Genomic DNA, 25567 nt, shown 5'->3' with positions numbered 1-25567 from the left:
TAGCAAGGTTTAACCATAAAACCAGCATCGCTACTTGCATAGTAGCATTCAGATTTTGCAAACTTGCCCAAAACCTTTCTACGTAAGGCCAAGCTAAACCAATAGATTAAACCCCGACAAAGCTATACGCACAGTATTTCTCTAGTTCCAGGAAGTTAAATTCTGACTAAAGTTACATCACAATGCGCATGATTCACTATACCATTTGCCGTAGATCCAATAATAGAACTCAACCCCTTCTTGGAATGAGTACCCAGCACGATTAAATCTACCTTCCTCTTCACAGATTCCTTACATATGACTTCGTAAGGTTTTCCTACCTTAAGAGCCCTGTTCTTTTTGGAAATACCAAAATCGGATACGATATCTTCAAATTTCGGCAGAGCACTCTCCTTTAACTCCTTCTGATAATCCCTCGGCAAGAAGCCATAAGGCAACACATTTAGAACAAACAATTTACTTTCAAATTTCTTCGAAAGCTCTACCGCTTTTGAAAGAACAAGCCTGCCTTCATGTGATGCCTCTATAGCACATAGAATGCTCTTATACATCTTTTAATCTCCTATGGTATATTAATGCTCTTTATGGAAAAAACACCTAAACAAAACCACAAAATCAAAATTACCAGTACATTAACCAGTCAAAATTTGACCGCCCCTCCCTCTATAACCCCCTTGGAAATCATGTAGAATTTATCATCATTAGATCAAAATCACGAGTTAATTAGCCAAAAACAATAAAACGACTTCAGCAATAAAATCATCGCTGCTTGGACATTCACCTCGAAACTAAAACCCCTATGAAACTTTTACTATCCTGAACCAAGAATATCATGTAGGCTTAAAACAGTATAAGCTTGTTAAAATTAGAGCAATAACAAAAAGTTACTCCCTGCTAAAAAACTGAGTTTTTAGCAATATAGAGAAGGGTAAGTTGGATGAAGCAATTACAATTAGAGCTTACAGTATTACTATTGAACGCAAAAGCCAAGCAGAGAAGTATTTATCGTCAAGATAACTTGTGCCTAGCCTAGGAGTTTTCCACTCTTAACTAGGCCCTCTATTCACAAATATGAAATCAGATAAGCCATGACCACTGACTTCATAAAGCCTGATATAGATAAGACCCGATTAAGATGCCGCACATCATCAAGGTTATATCGAGAGGCATAGTATATAGACTTGCGACCTTAAAGAAAGTAAATTTAAACCTAAAGGCAGCTTATAGCTTTAGGCATCTCGGCGTAATTAATGAGCCGCAAACCGCGAGAAAATATACCTCCTAGAACGGGAGCCAACAGCACCAAAATACTAATAAAACCACCTACCATTGCGTATCTATATTGCAAAGTGTACTCTCACCCATACAGGCTTCTATGAAGATGGCCCGCTGATTTTACAACAACCATTGGAATCTGCTTCATGGGTCAAAGTCAAAGCTGCCAGTGATGTTAGAGATAGACCTCAGAAGGGAAGTGGCATAAAACCCATATCTATACAAAGAAATACAATCAACAGCTGATATGTTTATCATGCCTAAATCGAAAATATCCAGGGAAAGTAAATATTTTAGATTAATCTTCGCTCTTCCTGCCTTCCGGTTTCGAAAACATCGAAACACTCATTTCTATAAAATTCAAGCTTTTTGCCGCCACCTGCTCTTACCTAAATCAAAACACTAAGATTTGCGAGCAATTTTTAACCAAGATCCCTCACAGCTTTTATCCCCTCACCTGCCATCTCAGTATCAACCCCAAACCCAAACATCTCGACAGGCTCTCTGTGTCGTCAATCTAACAGTCGTTCGCTAAAAAATTAATCTCAATAATTATGAATTTGATTTAGAATTCGCAAAACTGCCGTCGTTTCAAACACCCATGCCAGCTCTTTTGCAAAAGCGAGGGAGTTGGTGAGATGGAAATTATATAATCTTAAAGCTGGTCGAGCTCACTTACCCCCCCAGATCCTGCCACATTCAGATCAAAATCATTGACATTTTAAACATTCTTAATTTCGTTTTACCATTAAAAATTAAACGTTACATCATCTTTCTGTAAGCATAATTCGCTCACCCCAAAAAATTCAGAGCCCCTAAATTTGGAAAAAACTCAGGGTCCACCCCCGATATCATCAATTATCCAAACCAGATGAATAATGCAAAAATATATTTAGATAGCTTCCACAAGAGTAAGCATGGCCAGTTAGCATGCCAATTTGGAAGATAGACTTAGAAATATACAAAAAATCAGATTAAGTGCATACCGCCACAGATGGCTCAAGATCAAAAAAGGAACCACCCAATTCACCTTATTGATCAATTATCTTGGCTTAAGATGAATATAGTAAAGTCGAAGTAAAATCTACGTTTGATTACAGCTATGTGCAGTTGTTCCACCCTCTGCATATCTGTTTCTCATATAATTGTCTGATTATTCGCACCTATTCACAACTCTGCATCGGAGTCTCAGGTAACCAAGCTAGAATCTAGCAGACCGGCACAGGCTTTTAATTAATGGAAATATTTCGAACTAATAGCTACTTTCACTTGTCCCAGTCACAAATAGCTTTTAAGTTTACATATAAATCTCAACTATAAAGATTGAAAGTTGGTAGAAAGTATGCTATCCATTTGTTGGCAGCTATAGAATTTTATCAACAGGAAGTATCATTCGATGAAAAATAGTAATATATTTTTACTGATTATAATTACTGCGATGGCTTCTAATTTTGCTACTGCTAATAAGCCCTCCCCATCGGAGGCTTTGGCTGCTCGACCTTTACATTCAAACAGCCTCTATAACAGTAAGCTGCCTAACAATGCCCTACCACTATCCTCTATAATTACCATCTTAGAGCAGCATAATTATACACCAATAGACATAGAGTTATTGGATGACCAGTGGGTCATTAAAGCCTATAAAAACTACCAAAGATTTGAGCTGAAGGTAAACCTTTTTTCTGGAGTTATTCTCTACGAGAGAATTAGCAGCCATTAGGTTACACTCAAAAAAAGATGGGAAGTTATAAATATTCACCCTCCTAAGTAAATTCAGAGCACGCCTCCTCAAAAAAACAATATTTAGCTTATGATAACTGGGAATTTACAGCTGATTTTCAAGCACTTTTTTGCACAAAGCACTCTATCATCAATGTGTTACACTCTGCATTTGGTGAGACTTCTATTTTTTAGCAAATAAATAAACTGTATATATAAACACCGCTTAGCTCAAAATTCAATCATTCATACCCCATCTTCCAATAGCTGGAAGCTCAAGGTTGATTAATAAGATACTCTTAGGGGCATCCCGGAATAGACAAACAACTCTGTGTATTTATCAACCAAAAATAAAATGACGCTCATATAGGGCTGATTGATACCTTTAAGCCCCCCTTTAATCAGTCGTCTGCATATTAAGTCACAAAGATTACTATGGCGAAGCCGGTAAGGGTCTCCCACTAACCATGAATATCATTTCTTTAAAATCAAAAGAAACCTACGTAAAACCCCTTTCGCTAGATGGCTTTCACAAGCTTGTTCACGTTATACTTCTGCCGTCCATATTCAGGGGTTTATGTGTGTCTAATTATAAATCGAGGGTAAATAGAGGTATGATGAAACTAGTTGGTAGCTCAATCGGAGCTTTGTCTTTTCTATTAGGCTCAAGCAATATACTAGCGTATGGAGATGGCGATGACCCTCTCTGCAAATATGGCTGCCTTATGTCGACTAGTGCAGAAGTTACTGAAATACGAACATACACTCACCAGGCTGAACTAGTCGTCGCCGTTGACACGGGGTTTGAAGAGTGTCCAGAAGGTGGGTTCGTTGCTAAAGACTCCATTAACCGTATGGAATTAACATCGTTACTTTTGAGTGCCTTTCATTCTAAAACTCCAGTAAAGCTTCAGGTCTATAAAAGTAATGAATGGTATGCTTCGGAAGGAAAAACACATTGTATGATTAGAGCTGTTAGGCTGTACCAGAAATAGTATTAGATGGCAGCTGTAGCTGCCCGCGATCCTAGGGTCGCTATATTTACAAGTAGATATATCTATCTTTCAGTTATCTATGTCAGCATAAAAAATCATCATCGAGAGCTAATTTAAAGTATTTATAACGTTAAAAAAAGAAATTTTTTATTATTTCAATAATGACAACCCTTTCAGCTCTCTTTACACAATCATATGCATATTTAGAATGTGGCTACATCGATGTAAAAGGTATCACAGTGCAAGCAACTCGCGATAATGGTAGTGCTTTTGTAAATATATTACGTACACACGTAAATTATCAGGGAGATTGTAGCGGGGTTATGTATACCTACCTTAAAAATTCAAAAGCTTCTTACCCAAGGGTTTTATCTACAATATTATCTGCACAAGCTTCAGGAAAAAAGTAAGTGTAAATGTTAAAGAATCAAGGGATATATCTTCAAATGCACATGAAATTGAATGGATTAACAATTGGGAATGATGAAATTACCATTGGGCTAATTGGTATCATAAGCTGCGCATAGCAGACAGTTAAAATCAAGCAGCCCCAGATTAGGTCAGGGCTACTTTTCTGCTTAACAGCGCGGCACACGTGTAATCTCAAATTGTATACATTTAGGAATCTGAACATGTTAAAAAAATTAGTTTTTAGTTTTATGATTAGCGGGATATCCATGAGTTCTTTATCAGCTTCTCAGGATGTTGAAATAACAGGTATAGGCATAAGTGAATCTACGAAAACTGTCTATATAGGCGTTTATCCAAGCATTTCTGATACCCCATGCAGTGGAAGCTCACAAGTAAGAATTTCTCTTGCCAGCAGCTTCACTGCTAAAGAAGTGTATTCAGCTGCATTAACTGCTTTTGCCAGCTCAAAAACAGTCAATATAGGATACGATGATTCAAGCTCAGCAGAGTGCCTGTTCAACAACCCAATAATACAGACGCTCTACATTAAAAAATAGCCCCGCAAAATATTTGAAAATACATTATCAAAACTAACAAATGGAGAAACACTGATGAGAAAGATTATTTTATTTAGCCTTTTCCTATCAATGGAAACCTTAGCAAATGGCTGGAGCGGAATTCGGGATATTGAAATGATACAGCAAAGGGAATGCTCATCGGAGAATAAAGGCTTCGAGATTACGTTCAAAACTGATCACAAAAATCCTGACAGCTGCTCCAACCCTCGAATTGTTAATTTATCTTGCACACAACCAGGTTATGAAACAATGGTTTCCATGGCGTTAACAGCATTGGCCACAGGAAAAGGAATTGATACCTGGGTTGCCGGTTGCGACTCAGAGGGACATGCAAGAGTAGCTTCAATGACATTACGGCCATAGATTAACTAGGACAATTTTTGGTTATTGACTTCATTAGCTACCTCTCACGGTCAACCAAAATAAACAGGAGCAAATATGAAAATATCTATAATATTACCTTCAATTATTACAATGTTCACATCAGCACTGGCACATTCAGGGGCTTCGACAGAAGGGGGAATTGAACGCCTCTATTCCCAAGAAGAAGGTAATGTTGTACTCTGTTTAGAAGAAGGGTCTAACGATGCCTCGAAAAGTAAGCGCCTTACTTTCAATGGTTTTACAGGTACATCACTTCCGCTGACCCCATCTTAAAACCTACTTTACTGTCAGCTAGTATAGCAAAGAGAAAAGTTACTTTTAGAAGGCAGCCAAGACTTCTGGATAAAAAATTAAAGCCACCTACATAACCGAATAGCAAAACAAACCTCGACAGCAGAGACTCTTTGAGCCAGAGCGACTTGTATTGAGATCCAGTCGTCTCTGCCTAGAGTTAAATACTTATGAATATGGCCTACACATAGCACTAATGCCACCATCTTCAGCAAACTCTCAACTTAAGAATAAAGATAGGTCACACGAGAGGCTTCCGAATTTTTAGTGTTTTCTTGGGACTATCAGTTCCTAGGAAGCTAAGTGTGCTAAACATTTTACTTACGATAAAAAACTGACTATCAACAACTGTAATTAATCAGACCCAGTGCCATTTAACCGTCACGAAATAACAACAAGCTACAGTATTCAAGCGCCGAGTATATTCTGCAGTGTGCTTTTCCACCCCCTTTGGATCCCCACAATGAATTCCAACGATATAAACCGAAAGGAACTCTAATCCATCTAAATGGTTATTATGAAGCCAAATAAACTAACAGTATTTGTAGCTTTGCTATTTACCTTTTTTTGAATCCGCAGGGGATATCACTTATGGGACTATAGGTGCGTTAAAGGTTTACAGCTTTGATGGTCAAAAAAATTACGGAAATATTTTTTCTAAAACCGCAGCCAAATCTGAGCCATCGTGCAACAAAGTTGCAGTTATTACGAACAGTCTCCATTCTGACGAAATAGACAGACTTATAATTATTACTTTAATTGATTACATGTCAAGAAAAAGAAGGACAGCCTCTCAAACATAAGAAAGCTCACAGTGATCTTGCCCCGATAAAACGGACACACTACTTTTCATGCTGCTATTCGCTCATATTCTATTGGTGATTGATAGCCTAGAGCTGAATGCAGCCGCTTACGGTTGTAAAAATCATTAATATATCGAGCCAGAGCATACTATAAATGGCTCATTGTTTGGAAGCTAGTTTCTCTAATCAGTTCAGCTTTTAAGCTATGGAAGAACGACTCCATATGAGCATTATCCGCACATTTACCCGCTCTACTCAAGCTATGCTGGATTCCATATCTTCTCAACTCTTTTTGATACTCGGACCTTCTGTACTCTACACTTCTGTCCGTGTGTAATATTAATTCCGGTTGTGATCCTCTTTTCCTTACAGCATTCATCAGGGTTTTTCGGGTTAATTCTGTTGTTCTCTTCGTGTCCAAACTCCAACCGATTACTCGGCGAGAATACAAATCCATCACCACTGACAAGTACTGCCATTGACCCTTAACCTTAAGGTAAGTTATGTCAGCAACCCAACCTTGATTCTTGCTTTTAGGTACAGCTCCTTCCGGTCTAAGATTCTCCCCAGAGGCTCGGAAACGCTTTATGCCTGGTGCCCTACGTGCCACTCTCGTAACTCTGGCTACGACTCCTAATTCCTGCATCAGACGGGCTACGCGCTTACGGCTAACTTCATAGCCCTTGGTCTGCAGGGCTTTCCAAAATCTTGGACTACCATAGCGCCCTGCAGAGTCATCCGAAATCTTTTGAATCTGAATCTTTAGATCATCATCTTGGTGTTTTCGGTGCGATCGCAACCTCTTCAGCCAATCATAATAGCCACTGCGCGATACTCCTAGCCACTGACAAGTTCTTTTGATACCTAGTTCTGATCCGAACCTCTGGATAAATTGATATCTTGCTGATGTTCCTCCGCAAGAAACCGTTGCCACATTTTTAGCAAATCAAGCTCCTGCTTTAATTTACGATTCTCCGCCTCTAAACGCTTTACCCTAAAAAATTCCTTTTCTGTTCTAGAGACTACATCAGTAAGCTTTCTTCGTTTATCTGCCACAATCTTCCCTTCCTGAAACGCATTTCGTCATCGTGACAGCATGAAAGGGTGAATGGGTGAATGGGTGAATGGGTGAATGGGTGAATGGGTGAATGGGTGAATGGGTGAATGGGTGAATGGGTGAATGTCGAGAGTTTCAGCCACTTCCTTAACTTGAATGCCCTCTATCAAGCTAAGCATTACCGCTTTCACTTTGAATTCGTTTGAATACTGCCAAGTCTTTCTAGGTTTTTTGTATTTTAGCATAAGACACCTCGTCTGTTTGACTTTTGTGTCCGTTAAAATGGGGTAAGATCAGGGTGTCTACTAAACGTGGGTAAGTCTTACCCCTAACGCCGCAAGCAAAGGCGCACGAAGTGCGTCCAGCCCGCAGGGCGATTTTGCCTTGCCTTGTTAGAAGTTGTTACTTGCATTGAATTGGTTTTAGAACCTCTTCGCCATATAGTACTTCATATTTTCCAGGTTTATCTGTATCAACCACCTCTATGAGCGGTTCTGCCATATACAGACAAAATTGATGCTTGTTATCTATGAATACGGGCAATTTTTCTGGATTTTCAAATTTAGCGAAACCGCCACTCACCAATGGTTTTAGCTGAGCAGCATCAAACCCAACTGACAATTTGCTTTTAGTATTATTCTTTATTGCTAGATCAATAATCGACGGGAAACATTACCCGCCCCTGATGCTCATCTAGGGCTTCGTTGGCAGACTGATACAAGTCAGGAAGCTTATACTCCACGATGAGCATTGGGTAGAGAATATATGCTTCGGTTTTTAGATTTGGAAATACCGACTCTCGCTCTAAGGCCTTAACTAAAGAGTTGATTGCATTTTTGATTTGACCTTTAGCGATATATACAGTCGCCATATCACAGTAAGCCCGAGCATGATCGAAGTCATCTTTTAGCTGGAAGTATTGTTCTAGTAGTGAAAGTGCAACATCAGGCTCTGTGCTGGCAATGGTACAAGCCTGGACCTGCAAATACTGTTCTTTTCGGCGAGCACGCTTAAGCTTCTCGGAGAACATGCTTTCAATTTCTTCTCTCCACTCTTCGTTCCTATACCAATCTTCATTACTCACTCGGTACTTCCTTTACTCATAACGCCCCGCTAAAGGGCCGAAGTGAAGACGAACGTTTTTGGGTAGCCTAGCGTTAACCCAAAAACGAGCGCCGAAACGGAGGTTCAAGCCGCAACGCGGCTGAACTTTAAGTGGCTTGTTATGCATATATATGAATGAATTCCCTTACACACAAATAAAAGCTTACTAAAAACACAATAAGAACCACTAGGCTAAACCTGGCAACGTTAATTTCTACTGCTGAATTACCAATTTTGGTAGGTAAGAATATAGCTTTAGCGAAAGCAGAAAAAAATACGGATATCGAACCTGAGCTATGCGTGGTTCTTGTATTCGATTTATTTAAAGATATTTTCAGTAAATAACCAAGTCCACCGAGCCAGATAACTGAGGCTATAGAACTAACAACAAAATAGAAAATCAACATTCTTCCCCAAAAGATGCATAATGCCCGGCTAAAAGGCGCGCCGATAGGCGCGTCCAGCAGAACGAAGTGGAGCGGTTTTTGAATCGCTTGTTATGAATTTCTACTACCATTGGCCTCTTCTGCCTGATCGGCAGGGCATTTTATTTCTGTAAGTACGAATGATGGAACCATGTTGCCAACAATCGGAATTACTACTGCACCTAGAGCCGCTTTATTAGGGCTGCCCTTCAAACACGTTGTCTCGTTCGGTTTTAGCTCTATTTCTATCGAAGAAGACGGGCTAGCATCAGCCTTAGCTTGAATGGTATGAACACCTGAATTCATCTTGACTGAACCATGCTGCCCACTCCTCAGCCTGAGGAAATATTTGTCTGATTCGCCAATATACATGCTTATTGCTCCATTCTGAAATGCAGATTCCCGAAATACTTTTAACTCTGATATTTCGGAACCTTCAGTGACCAATTTCAAGTCAGTGGAAAGGCTAGTACAACCCGTTGCGAGAACAGAAATCCCTACCAAAAGTTTCTTCATAAAACACATCTATATTTTCCTCTGTATTCATAACGCCTCAGTATGCGGCGAGCGTAGCGAGTCCGGCGGAAGGCTGCAAGCCTGGAGCGCACATCACTGACTTGTTAGGCATTTTCTGCAATCATTTGGCAAAACACATCTGGATCCCAGGTCTTTTTATCGGAAACTTGGCCGTCACCCAGTTCTACTAACCGTAACACACCATCAGACCTTTGAATTACATCGACTGAGTAAAATGGTGCCGCATGAATTTTTGATATCTCTGAGACCAAATCAGGCACATTTCCATCAGCTGAATATGCCCTTCCATTTAGAACGAAATATCTTTGCTCGGTTTCTGGGAGATACTCCTCAACTCTTCTTAGTGATATACCTCCCTCGATCTCTCCTCTGTGCTCTTTAATAAGACTTACAATCTCTAGCACTTCAGATGGTGAATTAGCTATCGAACCACGCTCGTTATAGTTCGACTTTACAAAGTCCTTAACGAAGAAACGCCCCCAACCTAAATCATCGGCTAATTTCTCTAAATCCTTTTCTGAATCAGAAAAAATGGTTTCTGGTGTTAATTTTTTACAACTCTCATACCAGCAGGGTAAATGGTGTGAGCGAATAAAGCTTTGAGGTGGGGTGAGCATTTTCCCACCTTTACGCTCCACCATTGATGTGAGTTTTTCATAGACGGACGGTTTCATCATCCATCCACGATATAAAATAAGCTCTCCCTTATTTAATTGCGGTTTTGGGCGAAACTCATCAAATTCAACTGAGTCGTAATCAAATAGGGAGCAATCGACTCCCCTAGACTTGAGTGAAAGATACTCATCCCTAAAGGGGCCGTCAGCTTGCTTTTCGTCTAATGGATCAGCCGGAAATATTATTCTCATACTCATTTACTGCCTAACGCTTTTAGCAGAGGCGCAGTTTACTGCGTCCCTTGTCTAAACTTGTTAGGGGCGGTCAGCCAGAACGCTAATGCACCCACGAGGCCGCACACCCCAAGAAATAGAACTCCCTGCGTAAACTGAAGCCAGCCAGCTACTGTGGGCACACCATCTACCATTGTTTGCACACCGTTTACAGAAGCACTTGTTTTTAGCTCTGGATACTTCAGAGGCCAAGTGAAAATTGCCATTGGGATTGCAGCCAAAGAAAAACCAACAACCAAAGTCGACCACCAGCGAACCAACCGAAACTTACGCAAAACAAAATAGGCAGGTAGCCCGAGTAACAACACAAATGCACCAGACACAAAGAAGCAAATCATAGCAAAATTTCCTGTGCGAACCCAGATATATGGATCACCTGCCTCAAATATCTGAAATTGCCCGTACAGATACCATATGACCATCAGTAAGGCAGGAGATGCCGCTGCTGATATGAACGCGAGCAATAGTCTCATAAGTTCCCTAACATCGCACTGCAACGCCTTGTTATGTGATTGCTCAATGTAGTTTCCGAATTACTTCTAGGCACTTAGAGTATTCTTTGCGCTCGAAATGATTGAGCCATAGATCAAATACTCCATTCCCACATTTTTGATCAATGTAGGCTCGAACAGAGCCAACTACTGCCGTTCCAAACCCCTCTTTGTACAGAACCTTACCAACACCCTCACATTCGGTTATAAGTTCACGTAAGGACTCCACTGCCTTTTCACAGGAAAATAGGCCTAACTTTGTATCGGGATCAAAGTCCCCCTTTTTTCCATCATTTTGGCTACTTTAATCGTATACAAGTCCGAAAGTGCCTTAGGAAATTCAGATTCTATTCCGTAATGGCATAAGAAATCATCACACCAGTGCTCAAAAAATCCATTCCTAATATTTATTGGTATATTTGCCATAACTTGGATTCACATAACGCCGTGATAAGCGGCTTATTTTTTGTTGGTTTGAATGTGTGCTATTAAAGCACACATTTGAAGCGACGAAAAATAGGTCCGTCTTGATCGCCTTGTTATGTGTGCGTTAAATAGGTAATAGATCGTTCAATTGCTCCCGCAATTTATTAGTAATAGCAAGGGCTTCGTTGCGTTTAGCTTCTTCAGACTCCTCACTTTTTATTAGCTTGTTTAGCTTTTCTAAGTATGGATTTAAGTCTATAGGTGGGTTCAGCCCTAATCTTGATTGTGTGGTCTGTAATTCTGACGTCAAGTCAAAGACCGTACACTTTCTATCGAACAGCTTGTCTAAAGAATCAAATAAATTCTCTAATAGCTCTATTTCTATCTCAGTCATATATTCCGAGGCGAGTTCACATAACGCCTCAATAACCGGCCGCGTTGTGGCAAAGCCACGCTTTTAGCGGTCCGGCGCCGAAGGCGCGCAGCTGATTGATTTGTTAAGTGCATTTCCTGCATTGCCTGCAGCGCCTGCGATTTAAATAGATGCCACAACACAACCCCACTCCCATGAGGACCGCTGAACCATATGCGGCGACAATATACGGTGTGGCTTGTTCTTTAATTATTGCCGGGCCAATATGTGGATCATCAAAAGTAGCGAATGAAGCGTAAGTAAAAAAAGCTACCACTAGCGCACCAAAAGCACTTGCCCAGATAAAACGACGAATTACAAGCAATAATACTATTGCACCGACGGCTCCCTGAATCCACATTACTGGAATAGAGGTCATCTTGTCTGATACCTCAGCCAGAGCTGGCAGCGGGAATAAGGACAATAGTGGCACGATGTATTTCATAGTGTGAACACTTAACGCCTCAATAATGGGCCGGAGCACGCAGTGCGAAGGTCCAGCCCCGAAGGGGCGACATTGATTGACTTGTTATGTGTTGGATACATTAACTACTTTACGACCTCACACTCTTTACTGTCATGCATGAACTTACCGCCACTATCTAAGCACTTATCTATTTTTAACTGAAGCATGATGGCCGGCACGACCACAGCAAGTACGAGCAGAAGAAGAACAATTGAAACGGGTATAAACCAACTTTTCATACGACCTATTAAAAATCCATATTTCTGTTGAATATCCAAGCTTGTGCTAACGGTGACACTGGTCTTGCCCACAAAAAGTAGACACTCTAACTATGCGTATTTTCGCTCATACTCTGCTGGACTTACATAGCCCAATGCAGAGTGCTTACGAACCCTATTGTAGAAAATCTCAATGTACTCAAACACCTCAAATTTTGCTTGCTCTTCGCCTTCGAATGTTCCGGCATAGACCAGCTCGACTTTTAGCCTGCTAAAGAATGATTCCATTGCCGCATTATCCCAACAGTTAGCCTGGCGACTCATACTCGGCTTGCACTTGCTTTCGGACAAGAGATCCTGGTATTTCTGCGATCGATATTGCACACCCCTGTCAGAGTGAACTATTAGTCCAGGCTTTATTTGTCGTCGCTCTAGAGCCATTTTCAATGCTCGACGTGTCAATTCATCGGTCATCTGGGAGTCGAATGCCCAACCTACAATACGTCGAGAATACAGATCCATAACTACCGCGAGGTACAACCACCGCTCCAGAACCCAGATATATGTAATGTCACTTGTCCAGCGGCAATTTGGTCGATTCACATCAAAGCAACGCTTAAGTAAGTTGGCGGAGACATTAATGCTCCCCTCTACGGGCTGACTATATCGAAAGCCTTTGCCGTTTCTCGCTTTAATATGCTCCTGATGCATAAGCTTAGCGACGTAGTTCCGTGAACACGGCTCACCTAACTCTCGAAGCTCGTAAGCGATTCTAGGCGCTCCATAACGACCTTTAAACGCAGTAAACGTCTCTCGGATTTTATCGATTGTTCGTATCTTTCTAATCGTGCGAGGAGGTGGCAACCGCCCTCGCCATCGATAATAACCCGATCTTGAGACTTCTAAACACCGACACATCAAGCTAACCGGGAATGACCCTACATGCTCTTGTATCAGTGCGTACTTTACTCTTGGTGGTTCGCAAAGTACGCAGCTGCCTTTTTTAGAAATTCAACCTCCTGACGTGCTTCATGCAGTTCCTTCTTGAGCTTGCGAACTTCAGCGCTTTCCTGTTTGGAATAGTTGACGCCGTCTAAACTATTGAACTGCTTATCAGGCAGTCGATTAAATTGACGACGCCAGTTGTAGATCTGCTGTGCGCTGACGCCTAGCCCTCGTGCCACGGAGGCCGTTGTTGCCCCAGGCTTTTCCGCTCTCTTAACTGCTTCTCTACGGAACTCCTCCGTATACGCCTGAGTTCTTTTCTTACCCATGATACACCTCCGTGTTAGGCCTAAACCTAACTATACAGGGTGTCTACCAAACGTGGGCAAGTCTTACACATAACGCCCACAGTTGCGGCTGGATTGGAGCGTAACGGACAACCAGTCCGACAACCTGCGCTTGTTACGCAAACACTCTGTACAATAAAACTGGTGCCGCTACAACTGAGCAGAACAAAATACCTGAAACAAATAACCAAAAGAGCACCGGCTCTTTGTTCTTATCGAGTTTATCTGTATAAGAAAGCAGCTCAATCTTCCCTCTTTCAATACCATTTAAGCAGTATGAGATCATGAATATCGCTCCAACGAAGAATAAGTAGTTAGCTGCTCGTTCTGTACTGTTTGGAATTTCGGTGATCCCGCCGATAATGAAACCAACCGGGAACAATGCTAGACAAATGTACTTCACCTTCCTGTGTATATTTTGAAAATTCATATAGTTGCATAACGCCCCGCACAGGGGCCGACAAATAAGCGCAGCGTTTTGGCGGTCCCAGCGACCGATGGGAGCAGTTGCTGCGGCTTGTTATGTGAACGCGCAATATACATTTACCGCTCACTCTCAATCTTTTTCACTTGCTTTTTGTAGCTGCGCCTTTCCCGCTCAGAGTTTTTATATGAGTACTTTTTCCCAAGCTCTTGAGTGTCGGGATCATTCTCGTTCAGCATACGATGCATCTCACGAGCCGACTTTCCGCCATAAACTCCTTTTACGGTTTTATGGATACTTCTACTCATATTCGATGGTTCCTAGTACACATAACGCTTTTAGCAGCGGCCGAGCGCAGCGAGGTCCAGCCCCAGCGTCTTTTTGCTGGGGCGATGCTGGCTAAACTTGTTAGAAGTGTGCACGTCTCTGCTCCTTGTTCGGATTGTGAGAGACGCAATAACTAATGGCAGATGCCGTAAACTGCTTGCCCAAGTCTGATGTAAGCTTTGCAGAAATACTGCACTGCATCAAATGCTGCCCCCAAAAGCTGTAGGATCGTTTCGGATCAGTGGAGAATGTGAACTCAATAGACACACTTTGAAGCCAGCTAGTTTTGCCACCCATGCGTTTTACCATTTCAGATAAGTATGCCAAATAGGCTTGAGCGAATGGGAGCAAATTAGAATTATTACATTCGACTACATCTTGTGACGCTCGAAGGGACAATTTGTCTGCTTCCATTTGCCGAGCGATGGTTAAGAGCTGGCCTAGTGACCAATAACCTTCATAGTCATTGTTGCGGCTTGCTAAACGCTTAGCAAAACCTTTCGCGATGCTTTTGAATTCCTTTCGTCGCACTTTTTACTCTCTTACTTCTAACGCCCGCAACAGGGGCGACCAATGCTATGCACATTTTGTGCGAAACTGGGAGCGTAGCGACCCGCACAAAATGTGCATAGCGTTGGGCGTCCCGCGGAGGCCCGAAGGGCCGGGGCATCCTGCATGCATTTGTTATGAATTTAGCACGCCACTTCACGAATCTCTTCAATTGCAGGTAACCCAGAAAAAATGCCGACTAGCCCAGACACATAGGTAGTCTTACCAATACACCCTTCCATCTCGGAGTGAACGCTGCCATTTCTAATTGCTGTGTCTGAGAATAACAGTAAACTCAATACGTTAGCTGGAGGCTGTGTCTGTAAATTAATATGATCTTTTGATGGGATTAATACTAAAACATTGCCTCTAGGCGGTTTGTACATATAACCGACAACTTGAACATGCTTGCCATAGTAATTTTCAAACATACCGACAACCATAGGCACATCTCCTCGCATAAACCCGCCGGACGGCTTATTACTACAAGCGGTCAGCCCCAAGAGAACTAGTAGCAGTATTGATTTAGTATTTCTCATGAATTCATAATGCCACCGGCAGGGGCAGCTTACCTTGTGCGCGTTTTGCGCGAAAATGGGAGCGAAGCGACCTGCGCAAAAGGTGCACAAGGCAAGCTGTCCCGTGGAGGGCCGCAGGCCCGAAGCAAATTGCCCGGCCTTGTTATGCTAGCGAACCTCGAAAATATAAAGTTTCTTGGGCTTACCTTCTATAGGGACCCAAACCTCTTTGACTCCTTTAAAGTCCAAGACTAAATCTGCTTCTTCCAATATGCTTTGGCCTTGAATGAGCCCATCCCAGTAAACTCCACCACAGGTCCAGTAAAATGGTGCTTCTTTTTCAGGGATATTTACTACTAATTCGCCACTTTTCGGCCTGGTGATACTTAATTCGTGTTCTTTGAATGCAGCCGCGGAAATGAAATTCTTTCCTTCAATACTCATAATTTCAGGAAGTTCTATTTCCCTCACCTCTTGGGACGCACAACCGCCAATGGTAATCAAAATTATTGCGAGAAATATACGATTCATTTCATTCCTACTTGAGCATAACGCCCGCCATCAGCCGCCGCTTTGGAGCGTAGCGAAAAAGCGTTCGGTTGCATGGCGTTGTTATGCGTCACTCTTGATCACCTCGAATCTCACTAAGACGTGCTCGGATTCGCCTCATTAACTCTCCGTGCAGGTCGGTTTTCCGGCGGCTGGGGGCGATATCTTGCTTAGTAAGCACATCGTCAGGCGCTATCCCATGACGCTCAGTTATTTCCGCGAGTAAGCCAACCAGAGCCTCTATTTGAGCTTCAGGGTATTTTGGACCAACAGCTGGGTGGTCTATTGGAAGTTTTAGCCAATTCTTTCCATCCGAGGTCGCAAGGTGAACTAAACCGATGCCGATTGAAATGCTATTAAGATTCTCTTTACCTTTCCAGCTGCTCCTTCCTGCGTGCCAAGCTATATTCTCTTCTTCCACCAACTTCTCAATGGTCCCATCTGTGCCAATAACATAATGATAAGAGGCATTTACGTTAGGTCTTGATAGCGAGGACATTACACTCTCTAAGGTTGCATTTTCAGTGTCTGCTATAACGACATACTCAATGCTGCGAGGAGATGATGGAACGGTGAAGTTCCTCGAGGGAGAAGAGGTGCCAATCTTTACGCTGGGGAGTGACTCAGTATTCAGTTCTTCTTGCGCTTCTTCACTTAGCTTAATTTCGGCGTATCTATTAATATTGTCGATTGCCCATTTGCGCAGATTTACGGTCTCGGGCCTGGGTGGCTCAGTAAGAATCCCCACAGAAATTTCGACGTACTTCGTTTCAAGTTCTTTGCTTTTTACCGACCCTTCAATACCCTTACCAACAATTAGCAACACAATTGGGATGGCGACGCTTGCGATGATCGTCGTGAAGAGCTTCAAAACTTCTACAATCGAAGTGGATCGCTTCTCACCATCAGGAGGCTTCTTCAGAGTTACCACATATTCACGGATCACTCGCTATATCTCCTTGACGCATAACGCCCGGCTTTGGGGCGGCCATGGAGCGGCGAAATGGCCGTCCCAGCGCCATAGGCGCGACAACAGCCGCTTGTTATAAGCTTTTGCCACGGAGCTTCTCCCTTAAGGCCCTGATGCCAACTGGCTTTAGTGAGCAATACTTTGCAAAAACAAACTCAGCAAGAAATGGAGCAGCTAACAATAGGGATCCAAAAACCACTAAGCTTTGAAGTGCCAACCCCATGTAGATTGCAAGGATGGGTATACAGGCCCCGTAAAATGCTATCACCCACTTAGATAAGGATGTGTATTCATACTGGAAGAAGCACTTTTCGCAATGCATTCTACTTGAGAAAGACAGCATTTTTACCTTTACCGCTTTCTCTTTACATTTTGGGCACTTTCTCATCATGACTTATAACGCCCGCAGCTGCGGACGACTTGTAGCGACGAAGGAGCGGAAAGGCGTTCCGACAGCCTGCGTTTGTTAAGCGATTTTACTCGGGTGACCATTCGTACTCCATTGCATTACCAAGTGGAATAAACGATGCGAATCCAGAGATTTCATAGACACCCTCTGTTTCAGCGGATTTAGCAAACACATAAAAAGCACTGTTAGGTATTTGAAATACACGAGAACAACTTGAACTTAGCTTGTTGTTTATTACCACCACTCCTGAAACATTACCTTTGTAGGACTTTATAACCGTGAATGTGGCCACTTGTTTTCGCCCATCTTGGATCATCTCTTCTGAATCGAGACGCCCAAAGAACATCACATCATATTCTTGGAGCATTCTATCAGAGTCCATGGCGGTTCTTTTGAACGGACTCATGATGCATGCGTGGCTGGCAGTAGAGAATGCCAATATTAATATGGTCAGTATGATGTGCTTCATTTTTCGCTTAACGCCCGCAGTAACCGGCAGGCCGCGCGAAGCGCGGGCTGTCCGAGTTGACTGCCTTGTTATGCGCGTACACCGAACTGCTCCCGAATTTTGCAGACATATAACGCTAAAGCGATGGCAACAAACATTAATAATACATCGACATACAAAAGCAGTATCGGAGTGGTCACACCAACTAGTAGATAAACGATGAGACCTCCTAGCATATTACTTAAAACACCGATGATCAGAGCATGTAGGACTGGTCTTTCTAATTTAACTTTGAATAGGAAATAATAAATACAAAAACTTGCCAGAAAACCAGACACATAGACGAATAGGTGATAGACAGGTGATTCAATAATCTTCTCGTCATGGCTGATCCATAATCCGAACGGAATACCGACCAAAGTTCCTATGATGAACGAAAGAATTGTGTATATAGCGATTATCTTAAAATTCACAAGTCTATCCTAAAGCGCATAACAGTTTATTAATGAGCCAGTGGCTCACTATCCATTTGGCCACTATTTCTGGGAGGGAGCCTCCGAGCTCCGCAGAAAAGCCTTTATTTACAGCAGGTTATAAACTATTGCCTAAATAACAACCAGAGATAGTGAGCCATTGGCTCAAGTCGTCTGGTTCAACTTCCCGCTCTTGAACACATTTTACCCATAATTAAATCAATAAGTTAGGGGAGACTTTCTGTAGATGTAAGCCATGGCTCTATAATTCGGGCTTTCGCACCGGCGATACGCCCACTCCACTACTGAAAACCACAGCCAGTATCACCCACTCGGTATCGCCATCGCCGCAATAGAGCTATGCACAGCCAGGCGGTTGGCCACTTCGACAATGCAGTCAGATACCAGGCCCGCTACATGGTCAGCGACGTTTACCGGCTGGCCTGCATCAGTCTGCAGAGTCTTGGTGGTGACATAAACACTGGACATCAGATCGCCGGCGCCATCAGTCTGTACATTGTTCTGGTCATCAATGACGGCAATGGAGCATTTAAGCACTGCGGCAGCCTGAGCTTCGTTATTGGTGGGCTCGATGGCCTGAGTTACCGTTGCGCGCACAATAGTGCCCGCACTGTGGCCGTCGTCGATGGTGTAGGCGAACTGCCAGGCCTCCAGGCCTGGCACTGTTATCGGGGAAAAGCTGGGCATTCTCTATTCCTTAATCAATCAGATTTATGTTGTCCGTTGTGGGTGATAATTCGGTGCTGCGGATCAACGCCGGCGGCGTAGCTCTTACCACCTACAGATATTTTGTACACGGTACGCAGGCCGGCACATTCGACCCTCTCGACACGCTCCCAGGTGAGCGGTTCTTCTTCATGCAGTACACCCAGCTCAACGCCCTGGCAGTGCTGCGCCTCGTATACTTGGCCTGCACGGTCGGTGACGGGGGTTTCACGGCTGCAAATTACGTGGGCACCACTTGTTGTGGTGAGCAATACACAGGGTATTTCTGGCTCTGCATCTACCCCGCCAATAATGGAACTTAAGTGGACATCGTTGTCGCCGGTATCCCAGCAATCGATCAGGTCTCCGCTTTCGCAGTTGTCCGCAAGTAAACCTTCGCGCAGCCAAGTGCCTGCAGCAATGCACCAGGGTCTCTAGGGACCGTAGTGCCGCCGCCATTACTCGGGGTTGTAATAGTGCCTATACCTCGGCGCCAGGTGCTGGCAGCCAGCTGGTAAATGTTGGTAGTTGCGTAATAGGTAACCGCACCGCCCTGAGTGCCTGGATCATCACAGTACACATAATATTTAGTGCTGAAGGACAAACCAGTGATGCTGCCACTGTTGTAATTAACAATGCCGAAACCAAACTGCACCGAGTGCGCGGCAATCGTGATTTTTGCGGTACTGCCATCATCTGAGCCGGACAGCGCGGAACTGGTAGGCAGGCTGGCAATACCAGATTGAATCATCGGCAGATTGCGCTGGTCCTGCACTTCCACCACATCGATTTTTATATAATCGATTAAGGTATCACCCGTTTTAGCCGGATAATTGCAATAAAAAATCGGGGCAATAAACCGTACTTTGTTCTGTAGCTTGGCTGGGTTGCCAATATGGTTCGCTCCTCTAACGCCACTGTATTCAGCATTGCCACTAGCGTTGCCTTTGACATAGGCCACCAGCTTCTGCCAATTCTGCCCCACTATGTTTAGGCCAGCAGCAAGGACATAGTGCTGGCTACTCATAGTATCTGCACCAGTAGCATTGCAAGCAGTACCGGTATTATCGTAACCAGCCAAACCGGCATACATGGTGCGATCGGCATCACCTGCGGCATACATATAAACCCGAGTCTCTATCCGGTAAAGCTTACTGGGATCAAAGGGTATTTTTTCTGCGTGGTACATCGAAACATGATTAGTCAGGCGAGCCGCACCACCACCAACTGTTAGGTAACCGCTGGTATAGAAATTCTGGTATCCGCCGGAAAAGTTGGTCCAGTACTGGGAATAATTGCTATCAGAAAAATCCTCCAAAAAGGTATTACGCATGGAGCGGATCTGCGCACGCTCCTGTACGGTAGCGCCGACTGTGGCGCCCTCCTCAGGTTTATTGGTCCCATAAATTTCTTCCCAGTCTGCACGGGCACCGGCAATCTGATCGATTTTAATCAGCACCTTTTGTCGTGTGCTATATACCGCCTGCCATTTGGCTTTCCAGGTGGTGCGATCAATGCTGGTGACTGTTGAGGTATTGCCCAGACCTGCGCCGCTGAGATAACTGGAGAGTGCTGTTATTGCACCGCTGTAGTTGGTTTTCTCGGTGGTAATGCCGTAGCTATTGGCTTGTCCTTCGATATCGCCCTGCTCTGCCAGAATCTGGTTGTATTCGCGCACCGCGGTTAATTTCTCGGTAGGGTGCAGTTTGCCATCTGCGGCTATGTTACTGAAGTCTAATAGAGCAGCCGCGGCATCAGTTTTGGCTTCAGCAGCAGCATTTGCGGCGGCTTGTGCCTTGGCATCCGCTGCAGACACTCCCAACAATGCCTCGGGGTCACCACTACCGCCGAGGGTAACCACGATACCGCCATAACTTCCCCCGTCTGCGGCGTTGGCCCAGATAGAGATTTCATTGGCTCCAGCTTGAAGAGTGACTGGGAAGGAATACCATTGGGTTGAATCATTCGGCCCACTCATAATTCCGACCTGGACACCATTCAAACCAACGCGCGGGCCACCACCTTCGGCATCATAGGCCAGTACATGGATAAAGCCTTGGCCAGCAGTGGCATTAAAAGAATACTTAGTGCCGCCGGCATAGTTGGTATTGGTGGGCCAAAGTAACCCGGTGGGGCGGCCATCCCACTGAAACTGCAGCGTGGCCCCGACCATGCCCGCCTCGCGTGCCTGTTGGGCGATAGCGTTGAGTAGGACTTGGCGAGCGCTGTACACCGCCTCCCAATTAGCATTCCATATTGTGCGGCTGATAGAAGTGCTGGCTGCGGTATCGTTCCAGATGGGAGATAAGCCCCCCAGGTAACTAGTGAGGGCTGCCAGGTTGCCGGAGTAGTTTCCTTTTTCTATTACGAGTCCGGCACCATCAGCCTGCGCTTCAATACCCACTTGCTCTGCCTGAAGCTGGGCATACTCACGAATGACAATTAGCTTTTCGTTTTGATGTAAAACACCATCGGCGGCAATGTTATCCAGGTCTGCCAATGCGGCATCAGCATCCGCCTGTGCGGCTTCGGCCTTATCGATCGCCTGCTGTACTTCAGGGTCGAGTGCCGGGTCTTCATAGTCGGTATAAGGCGTGCGCGACTTGGGCACAAACATCAGGCGCGCGGCATTGGTGCCCAAACAGGTGCCCCCGTGCCCGGCATTACCGGGGCTATCCGGGCTTTCCCCATAACATGTATTTTGCTGTTACTAAGGATTGGCATGGGGTTCTGTGTACCGTCGACCAACAGCACTATGCCGCCAGGGGCACCACCGCCGCCACTGCCTCCAGGCACCTGAATTACATTGCTATCGCCAGTAGTACCGGGGCTGCCATCTTCACCGGAGTTTTCTATTTTGCCGCTGACACCAATGGCGATACCTCGCGCAATTACAACAATCCCAGCACCGCCCTTTCCACCTAAACCACCGCGTCCGCTGGGTTCATAACTGCCATCAAAGGAATAAAAAGAGGAGTGACCACCGCGAGCCCCACCAGATCCGGATAGGTCGTCAGGGATCCCTTGTAGATCTCCGCCGTTATTCTCGATATTAAGGGGCGGCATTACCTCATTGGGGCTTTGACAGTTTTTCCCCAAGCCCCTCTGGCTGTTCCTCGATTGACAGTCTCTTGAGCATTTTTTAACTGACCTGCACCGCCATAACAGGAACCGAGAAAGCCCACGCCGCTATTGCTTGGGGTGCCCCGTAAAGTGCCGTCAATTTGCAATACACCACGCACCCGCAGCTCAATATTGCCACTCACAGAAAGTGTGCGTCCTGCAGGTATCGTAAGATCACCCGGGTAATAATAAATTGCGCGGCTATCGCCATTTCCAGCCAAAGTACCATCAGCAGTTAAAAAGCCGCTGGCATCGATACTCAGGCCACTGGCCGTCATGGCCGCACCTTCAGCGCTGTACCAGGCATCCGGTAATTCCGCGCTGGTGCTTTCAGCCTGATCGGCAATCATGCCGGCGGGCTGGTAACTGCCGAATAGATCCACGGATACCGCACCGCTCACCTGATCGATACTGATGCGTTGCACTTCCATAGCGCGGTCTAGGCTGTACTCATCGAGGCCCAGCGCTGGCAACAGGCGAATATAGTCCATGTCATAGCTGTAGTCTGCGCTGTGGTCGTGACCAATATCGAAACGAATTAAAGAAACTTGGTTGCCGGTCCAGTCGCTAACTTGGGACAGATTAAGCACCAACTCCTGCCACTCCCCTTTGGCCCCATTTAGGCGCTCAATCAGGTCCAGCATTTCCGCAGTGCCAGCAGAAAAATAGCTGCTGCTCTCGGTGTGTTTAAAAAACAACTTGCTTCCGCTGCCCGCCGCTATAAGTTCGTCGCTGGTGCGGCGCACACGCAATTTAATAAAGGGCAGATCCGCCCCTAAAAAGTGGGCGCAAAGCTGCGACTGATCCAGGGGTTTTCACCTTTTACTGTTACCGAAAGGACACTATTGCTAATGCTGGAAGTGGTGATGCCATCGCGAGGGATCCAGCCTTCGCTGTCACGACCAAAATTAAAATCGTAGGGCCTGTCTCCGCGGATAGAGTGATCGCGCAATTGCGGCAGGCTCACCCGTACAATATCCCCCACTTCCAGGTCATTGTTACTGGGCAGTAATCCTAAACGCAGGCTTAAAGGTGGGCCGGCGAAACGATCGCGCAGAGCATCGAAGGTGTTTTTAATCGTGGTATAGGTGTGACGGGAATTGTGCAGACCGCGAAACTTTAAACTGTGCTGTTTTGCTTCACCATGAATAGCCACCGAATCCGCATCGATTAAATTATTCGAGCGCAGAAACTTGCCATCGAATCCGGGCTGCTCAAACCAGCTCCATTGCACCGAGAAAACATTGCGCACCCCGGCCAGGTTGTATTTCAATTCACCCAGGCTTTTCACATCATCGGGGCCTATGGTGGCCACATTGCCGGATTCAGCCAGCACCCCAGCCATACGGCGAAAACCTAGCTGGCCGGCCGCATTAACCGGCATAAAAGCGCCGAGCAATAAATTGATTTCGGTCTCGATAAACTTCTTGCCGTCAGTCTTTTCCAGGCCATCGAAACGTAGGATCTTGCCTTTGCTGTGGTCGCCGGGCTTGTACCAGTCGGCGCCAATGTTTTGGAACTCATCCAGCACCACGAAAGCGGGGTCTATGCCCAGGTGCCAATTGCTGGGCAGTACGTTATTGGTACCGAGAATCTTTCCAGTCAACAGTGCATAGGCCAGCTGGGGGCCAGGGCCTTCCAGATAGATAAATTCTTCAACTTCTACACCGCTTTCGTCGTCGCTGTCTTCAGGCAGGGCATGGTCTCGGGCAAAGGTGCCGAACAAACCCCTAGCGCAGTTGGTAAAGCTACTGCTGGTTTTACCGGTTGCGCGCACAATCTCGAAACCGTCCTGATATTTAATCTTCAGGTAATACACGGATTGGCCAGGGGCATCGCCATAAGCTGCGGTATGTGGGTTCGCTTCAAAGTTGCTGGTATCAAATACCTGCAGGGTGGTATCCGCTTTGGCGAAATTGGCAGCCAGGCGCGTGGTATTAGGTACAAAAATATCGCGGCGCATCTCGCGCTGGATATCCCGGCAGCGTACCCGGTAGATCCCTTCCGCATAGGAAATGGATTCCTCGGCAATCTGGGTTTGCTCCAGGCGAAAATCATTCCAGTCGAGCCCAGCAAAACCCTGATACAGCCGCACCGTACGGCCCTTGATACCGTTGCCCTGCTCCAGCTCGTCGCGCAGCACATAGGACAGCTGGCCACCAATATCTACCACCTCAAACGAGATAGCACCAATCTGCGCCAGGCCCTGCTCTGGGATTAATTTTTGGCTGGTAGCGCTGCACTTTTTTAGGGTGCCCAGAATCGCGTTTAAAGGCAGGCCGGGAATATCGTTGTGGCTAGTAATGTAGAGCGGCAGGTCGTAGCCGATTTCGATGACCAAACGCAGCTCACGCTGAACCTCCCGGTTGTACCGGTCAAAAGTTTCTGAATTATTGCGCATGATTAAGCTATGACTGCAGTAATAATAAAAGATAAAAAACACTTGGAGGGCTGTGTAAAAGAGCTAGTTCAGCGCTTAACAGCAGGGAACACAGCAACAATCAAGGTGGAAGATACCACCTGGGCAATTTTAAATACTCGGTAGAAAGGCTTATATCGATAATAACAAGGATTCCAATGCGGAAAGGAAGTCCTTGGGGAAATCACAAGGTGAGCTACCGAAAAGCTAAAGGATAGATGCGCTGAGGATAAGCGGAATATAACCTGCACTTCAGAGTTGAATGCAGGCTTTTATCTAACAGAGACTACTATTATTTACTTAATAGAGGAGGATCTTCCGCACCAACCGGAACGATTCTTAGATTATTTCAGTATAATTGAGTTTACATCTTCACCATCATGCCAGCGGTCGCATTTCCCGGACCCTATAACTTGGACCGTTTTTCCTGAGGCATAGGCGGTCAAAACCATTGAGAATTGTGATTTTCCAGCAGTAGAATTTTCATCTTTAATCATCCAATAACTCCCTGAAGCGCAATCAGGTTTATCTACAGCAGTTCCCGACATTCTAAAATAATGCAATCCATCACTTGCCCTATTAAGGATACTTGTGATTTGACCTTCTTGTGTACCAGCTTGAGCACTAAGTGAAATTAACATTAAGCAAAATGAAAAAAATTTTTTCATCACTCTCTCCATATATGGAATATTGATTAGGATAGTAAAAGAGATTGGAGCATAAAGATTAATATTCCGCAAAAGCATCACTTCGCAAGTCCACTCTCCCAGTTATTGATCATGCCGGCAATGTAATTGATAGTCATAAACAACTCAACCACATTTCGCCCAATAATTGCCA

29 protein-coding genes and 1 pseudogene are annotated in these 25567 nt (G+C 44.7%); 4 read left to right on the top strand and 26 right to left on the bottom strand.

What is annotated here, in order from left to right; all coding sequences use genetic code 11:
• Positions 1–155: 155 nt before the first annotated feature.
• A complete protein-coding gene (locus P3339_RS09715) occupies positions 156–551 on the bottom strand; it encodes a universal stress protein (protein WP_282953245.1) in 396 nt (131 codons plus the stop codon).
• Positions 552–2671: 2120 nt separating this feature from the next.
• Here P3339_RS09715 and P3339_RS09710 point away from each other — a divergent pair.
• The 4 genes from P3339_RS09710 to P3339_RS09695 all read left to right on the top strand — a co-directional run bounded on the left by P3339_RS09710 (position 2672) and on the right by P3339_RS09695 (position 5635).
• A complete protein-coding gene (locus tag P3339_RS09710; protein ID WP_282953244.1) occupies positions 2672–2995 on the top strand; it encodes a hypothetical protein in 324 nt (107 codons plus the stop codon).
• 1626 nt (positions 2996–4621) lie between these two features.
• Positions 4622–4957, top strand: a complete 336-nt coding sequence (locus P3339_RS09705) for a hypothetical protein (protein WP_282953243.1) — start codon at positions 4622–4624, stop codon at positions 4955–4957.
• A 54-nt stretch (positions 4958–5011) separates the two neighbouring features.
• Positions 5012–5341: a hypothetical protein gene (locus P3339_RS09700; RefSeq protein WP_282953242.1), complete on the top strand. Its 330-nt coding sequence runs from the start codon at positions 5012–5014 to the stop codon at positions 5339–5341.
• 75 nt (positions 5342–5416) lie between these two features.
• Positions 5417–5635, top strand: a complete 219-nt coding sequence (locus tag P3339_RS09695) for a hypothetical protein (protein WP_282953241.1) — start codon at positions 5417–5419, stop codon at positions 5633–5635.
• Positions 5636–6502: 867 nt separating this feature from the next.
• Here the strand turns inward: P3339_RS09695 and P3339_RS09690 are convergent.
• From P3339_RS09690 to P3339_RS09570, 25 genes and pseudogenes are all read right to left on the bottom strand, one after another.
• A pseudogene (locus P3339_RS09690) lies at positions 6503–7758 on the bottom strand (IS3 family transposase).
• A gap of 157 nt (positions 7759–7915) precedes the next feature.
• Positions 7916–8134, bottom strand: a complete 219-nt coding sequence (locus P3339_RS09685; protein ID WP_282953240.1) for a hypothetical protein — start codon at positions 8132–8134, stop codon at positions 7916–7918.
• Between the two features lie 31 nt (positions 8135–8165).
• The gene (locus tag P3339_RS09680; protein WP_282953239.1) at positions 8166–8597 is read right to left on the bottom strand and encodes a hypothetical protein; all 432 of its coding nucleotides are present in this window, start codon (positions 8595–8597) and stop codon (positions 8166–8168) included.
• Between the two features lie 517 nt (positions 8598–9114).
• Positions 9115–9558, bottom strand: a complete 444-nt coding sequence (locus P3339_RS09675) for a hypothetical protein (protein ID WP_282953238.1) — start codon at positions 9556–9558, stop codon at positions 9115–9117.
• A 104-nt stretch (positions 9559–9662) separates the two neighbouring features.
• Positions 9663–10451, bottom strand: a complete 789-nt coding sequence (locus tag P3339_RS09670; RefSeq protein ID WP_282953237.1) for an ATP-grasp domain-containing protein — start codon at positions 10449–10451, stop codon at positions 9663–9665.
• Between the two features lie 32 nt (positions 10452–10483).
• Positions 10484–10960 carry a hypothetical protein gene (locus P3339_RS09665; protein ID WP_282953236.1) on the bottom strand — a complete coding sequence of 159 codons (477 nt, stop codon included), beginning with the start codon at positions 10958–10960 and terminating at the stop codon, positions 10484–10486.
• 568 nt (positions 10961–11528) lie between these two features.
• A complete protein-coding gene (locus P3339_RS09660) occupies positions 11529–11798 on the bottom strand; it encodes a hypothetical protein (RefSeq protein ID WP_282953235.1) in 270 nt (89 codons plus the stop codon).
• Positions 11799–11901: 103 nt separating this feature from the next.
• Positions 11902–12261, bottom strand: coding sequence for a hypothetical protein (locus tag P3339_RS09655; RefSeq protein ID WP_282953234.1), 360 nt, complete (start codon positions 12259–12261; stop codon positions 11902–11904).
• 350 nt (positions 12262–12611) lie between these two features.
• Positions 12612–13454 (bottom strand): IS3 family transposase, encoded by an 843-nt coding sequence (locus P3339_RS09650; protein WP_282953573.1) that lies wholly within the window; start codon positions 13452–13454, stop codon positions 12612–12614.
• A gap of 11 nt (positions 13455–13465) precedes the next feature.
• Positions 13466–13774 (bottom strand): transposase, encoded by a 309-nt coding sequence (locus tag P3339_RS09645; RefSeq protein WP_282953233.1) that lies wholly within the window; start codon positions 13772–13774, stop codon positions 13466–13468.
• A gap of 133 nt (positions 13775–13907) precedes the next feature.
• Complete coding sequence (locus P3339_RS09640; protein ID WP_282953232.1) at positions 13908–14222, bottom strand: hypothetical protein; 315 nt, start codon at positions 14220–14222, stop codon at positions 13908–13910.
• 113 nt (positions 14223–14335) lie between these two features.
• Positions 14336–14524 carry a hypothetical protein gene (locus P3339_RS09635; RefSeq protein WP_282953231.1) on the bottom strand — a complete coding sequence of 63 codons (189 nt, stop codon included), beginning with the start codon at positions 14522–14524 and terminating at the stop codon, positions 14336–14338.
• 100 nt (positions 14525–14624) lie between these two features.
• Positions 14625–15074 carry a hypothetical protein gene (locus tag P3339_RS09630; protein WP_282953230.1) on the bottom strand — a complete coding sequence of 150 codons (450 nt, stop codon included), beginning with the start codon at positions 15072–15074 and terminating at the stop codon, positions 14625–14627.
• A gap of 161 nt (positions 15075–15235) precedes the next feature.
• A complete protein-coding gene (locus P3339_RS09625; RefSeq protein ID WP_282953229.1) occupies positions 15236–15535 on the bottom strand; it encodes a hypothetical protein in 300 nt (99 codons plus the stop codon).
• Positions 15536–15778: 243 nt separating this feature from the next.
• The gene (locus tag P3339_RS09620; RefSeq protein ID WP_282953228.1) at positions 15779–16141 is read right to left on the bottom strand and encodes a hypothetical protein; all 363 of its coding nucleotides are present in this window, start codon (positions 16139–16141) and stop codon (positions 15779–15781) included.
• Between the two features lie 88 nt (positions 16142–16229).
• A complete protein-coding gene (locus P3339_RS09615; protein ID WP_282953227.1) occupies positions 16230–17105 on the bottom strand; it encodes an N-acetylmuramoyl-L-alanine amidase in 876 nt (291 codons plus the stop codon).
• A 500-nt stretch (positions 17106–17605) separates the two neighbouring features.
• Positions 17606–17920 (bottom strand): hypothetical protein, encoded by a 315-nt coding sequence (locus tag P3339_RS09610; protein WP_157533280.1) that lies wholly within the window; start codon positions 17918–17920, stop codon positions 17606–17608.
• A gap of 155 nt (positions 17921–18075) precedes the next feature.
• Positions 18076–18459, bottom strand: coding sequence for a hypothetical protein (locus P3339_RS09605; protein ID WP_282953226.1), 384 nt, complete (start codon positions 18457–18459; stop codon positions 18076–18078).
• A 324-nt stretch (positions 18460–18783) separates the two neighbouring features.
• A complete protein-coding gene (locus tag P3339_RS09600; RefSeq protein WP_282953225.1) occupies positions 18784–19167 on the bottom strand; it encodes a hypothetical protein in 384 nt (127 codons plus the stop codon).
• Positions 19168–19181: 14 nt separating this feature from the next.
• Positions 19182–19457, bottom strand: coding sequence for a hypothetical protein (locus P3339_RS09595; protein WP_282953224.1), 276 nt, complete (start codon positions 19455–19457; stop codon positions 19182–19184).
• Between the two features lie 86 nt (positions 19458–19543).
• Complete coding sequence (locus tag P3339_RS09590) at positions 19544–21826, bottom strand: hypothetical protein (RefSeq protein WP_282953223.1); 2283 nt, start codon at positions 21824–21826, stop codon at positions 19544–19546.
• Positions 21802–22251 (bottom strand): hypothetical protein, encoded by a 450-nt coding sequence (locus P3339_RS09585; protein WP_282953222.1) that lies wholly within the window; start codon positions 22249–22251, stop codon positions 21802–21804. The genes P3339_RS09590 and P3339_RS09585 overlap by 25 nt, the downstream gene beginning before the upstream one ends.
• Positions 22251–23006 carry a hypothetical protein gene (locus P3339_RS09580; RefSeq protein ID WP_282953221.1) on the bottom strand — a complete coding sequence of 252 codons (756 nt, stop codon included), beginning with the start codon at positions 23004–23006 and terminating at the stop codon, positions 22251–22253. The genes P3339_RS09585 and P3339_RS09580 overlap by 1 nt, the downstream gene beginning before the upstream one ends.
• Positions 23007–23083: 77 nt before the next feature.
• Positions 23084–24709: a hypothetical protein gene (locus P3339_RS09575; protein ID WP_282953220.1), complete on the bottom strand. Its 1626-nt coding sequence runs from the start codon at positions 24707–24709 to the stop codon at positions 23084–23086.
• Between the two features lie 362 nt (positions 24710–25071).
• On the bottom strand, positions 25072–25395 hold the full coding sequence (locus tag P3339_RS09570; protein ID WP_282953219.1) for a hypothetical protein: 324 nt from the start codon (positions 25393–25395) through the stop codon (positions 25072–25074).
• Positions 25396–25567 lie beyond the last annotated feature (172 nt).

This window comes from Microbulbifer sp. MLAF003, from assembly GCF_030012965.1.
Taxonomy (GTDB): Bacteria; Pseudomonadota; Gammaproteobacteria; order Pseudomonadales; family Cellvibrionaceae; genus Microbulbifer; species Microbulbifer variabilis.
The sequence above is the reverse complement of the archived record's forward strand: the minus strand, read 5'-3'. Positions and strand labels throughout refer to the sequence as shown.

Bases quoted from the DNA above. Each gene is read 5' to 3' on its own strand.
- P3339_RS09585 (WP_282953222.1), bottom strand. From the start codon at position 22,251: ATGCCGCCCCTTAATATCGAGAATAACGGCGGAGATCTACAAGGGATC.
- P3339_RS09705 (WP_282953243.1), top strand. From the start codon at position 4,622: ATGTTAAAAAAATTAGTTTTTAGTTTTATGATTAGCGGGATATCCATG.
- P3339_RS09715 (WP_282953245.1), bottom strand. From the start codon at position 551: ATGTATAAGAGCATTCTATGTGCTATAGAGGCATCACATGAAGGCAGG.
- P3339_RS09570 (WP_282953219.1), bottom strand. From the start codon at position 25,395: ATGAAAAAATTTTTTTCATTTTGCTTAATGTTAATTTCACTTAGTGCT.
- P3339_RS09575 (WP_282953220.1), bottom strand. From the start codon at position 24,709: ATGCGCAATAATTCAGAAACTTTTGACCGGTACAACCGGGAGGTTCAG.
- P3339_RS09645 (WP_282953233.1), bottom strand. From the start codon at position 13,774: ATGGGTAAGAAAAGAACTCAGGCGTATACGGAGGAGTTCCGTAGAGAA.
- P3339_RS09700 (WP_282953242.1), top strand. From the start codon at position 5,012: ATGAGAAAGATTATTTTATTTAGCCTTTTCCTATCAATGGAAACCTTA.
- P3339_RS09695 (WP_282953241.1), top strand. From the start codon at position 5,417: ATGAAAATATCTATAATATTACCTTCAATTATTACAATGTTCACATCA.
- P3339_RS09625 (WP_282953229.1), bottom strand. From the start codon at position 15,535: ATGGTTGTCGGTATGTTTGAAAATTACTATGGCAAGCATGTTCAAGTT.
- P3339_RS09655 (WP_282953234.1), bottom strand. From the start codon at position 12,261: ATGAAATACATCGTGCCACTATTGTCCTTATTCCCGCTGCCAGCTCTG.
- P3339_RS09660 (WP_282953235.1), bottom strand. From the start codon at position 11,798: ATGACTGAGATAGAAATAGAGCTATTAGAGAATTTATTTGATTCTTTA.
- P3339_RS09665 (WP_282953236.1), bottom strand. From the start codon at position 10,960: ATGAGACTATTGCTCGCGTTCATATCAGCAGCGGCATCTCCTGCCTTA.
- P3339_RS09710 (WP_282953244.1), top strand. From the start codon at position 2,672: ATGAAAAATAGTAATATATTTTTACTGATTATAATTACTGCGATGGCT.
- P3339_RS09675 (WP_282953238.1), bottom strand. From the start codon at position 9,558: ATGAAGAAACTTTTGGTAGGGATTTCTGTTCTCGCAACGGGTTGTACT.
- P3339_RS09640 (WP_282953232.1), bottom strand. From the start codon at position 14,222: ATGAATTTTCAAAATATACACAGGAAGGTGAAGTACATTTGTCTAGCA.
- P3339_RS09670 (WP_282953237.1), bottom strand. From the start codon at position 10,451: ATGAGTATGAGAATAATATTTCCGGCTGATCCATTAGACGAAAAGCAA.
- P3339_RS09600 (WP_282953225.1), bottom strand. From the start codon at position 19,167: ATGCCCAGCTTTTCCCCGATAACAGTGCCAGGCCTGGAGGCCTGGCAG.
- P3339_RS09610 (WP_157533280.1), bottom strand. From the start codon at position 17,920: ATGGACTCTGATAGAATGCTCCAAGAATATGATGTGATGTTCTTTGGG.
- P3339_RS09635 (WP_282953231.1), bottom strand. From the start codon at position 14,524: ATGAGTAGAAGTATCCATAAAACCGTAAAAGGAGTTTATGGCGGAAAG.
- P3339_RS09620 (WP_282953228.1), bottom strand. From the start codon at position 16,141: ATGAATCGTATATTTCTCGCAATAATTTTGATTACCATTGGCGGTTGT.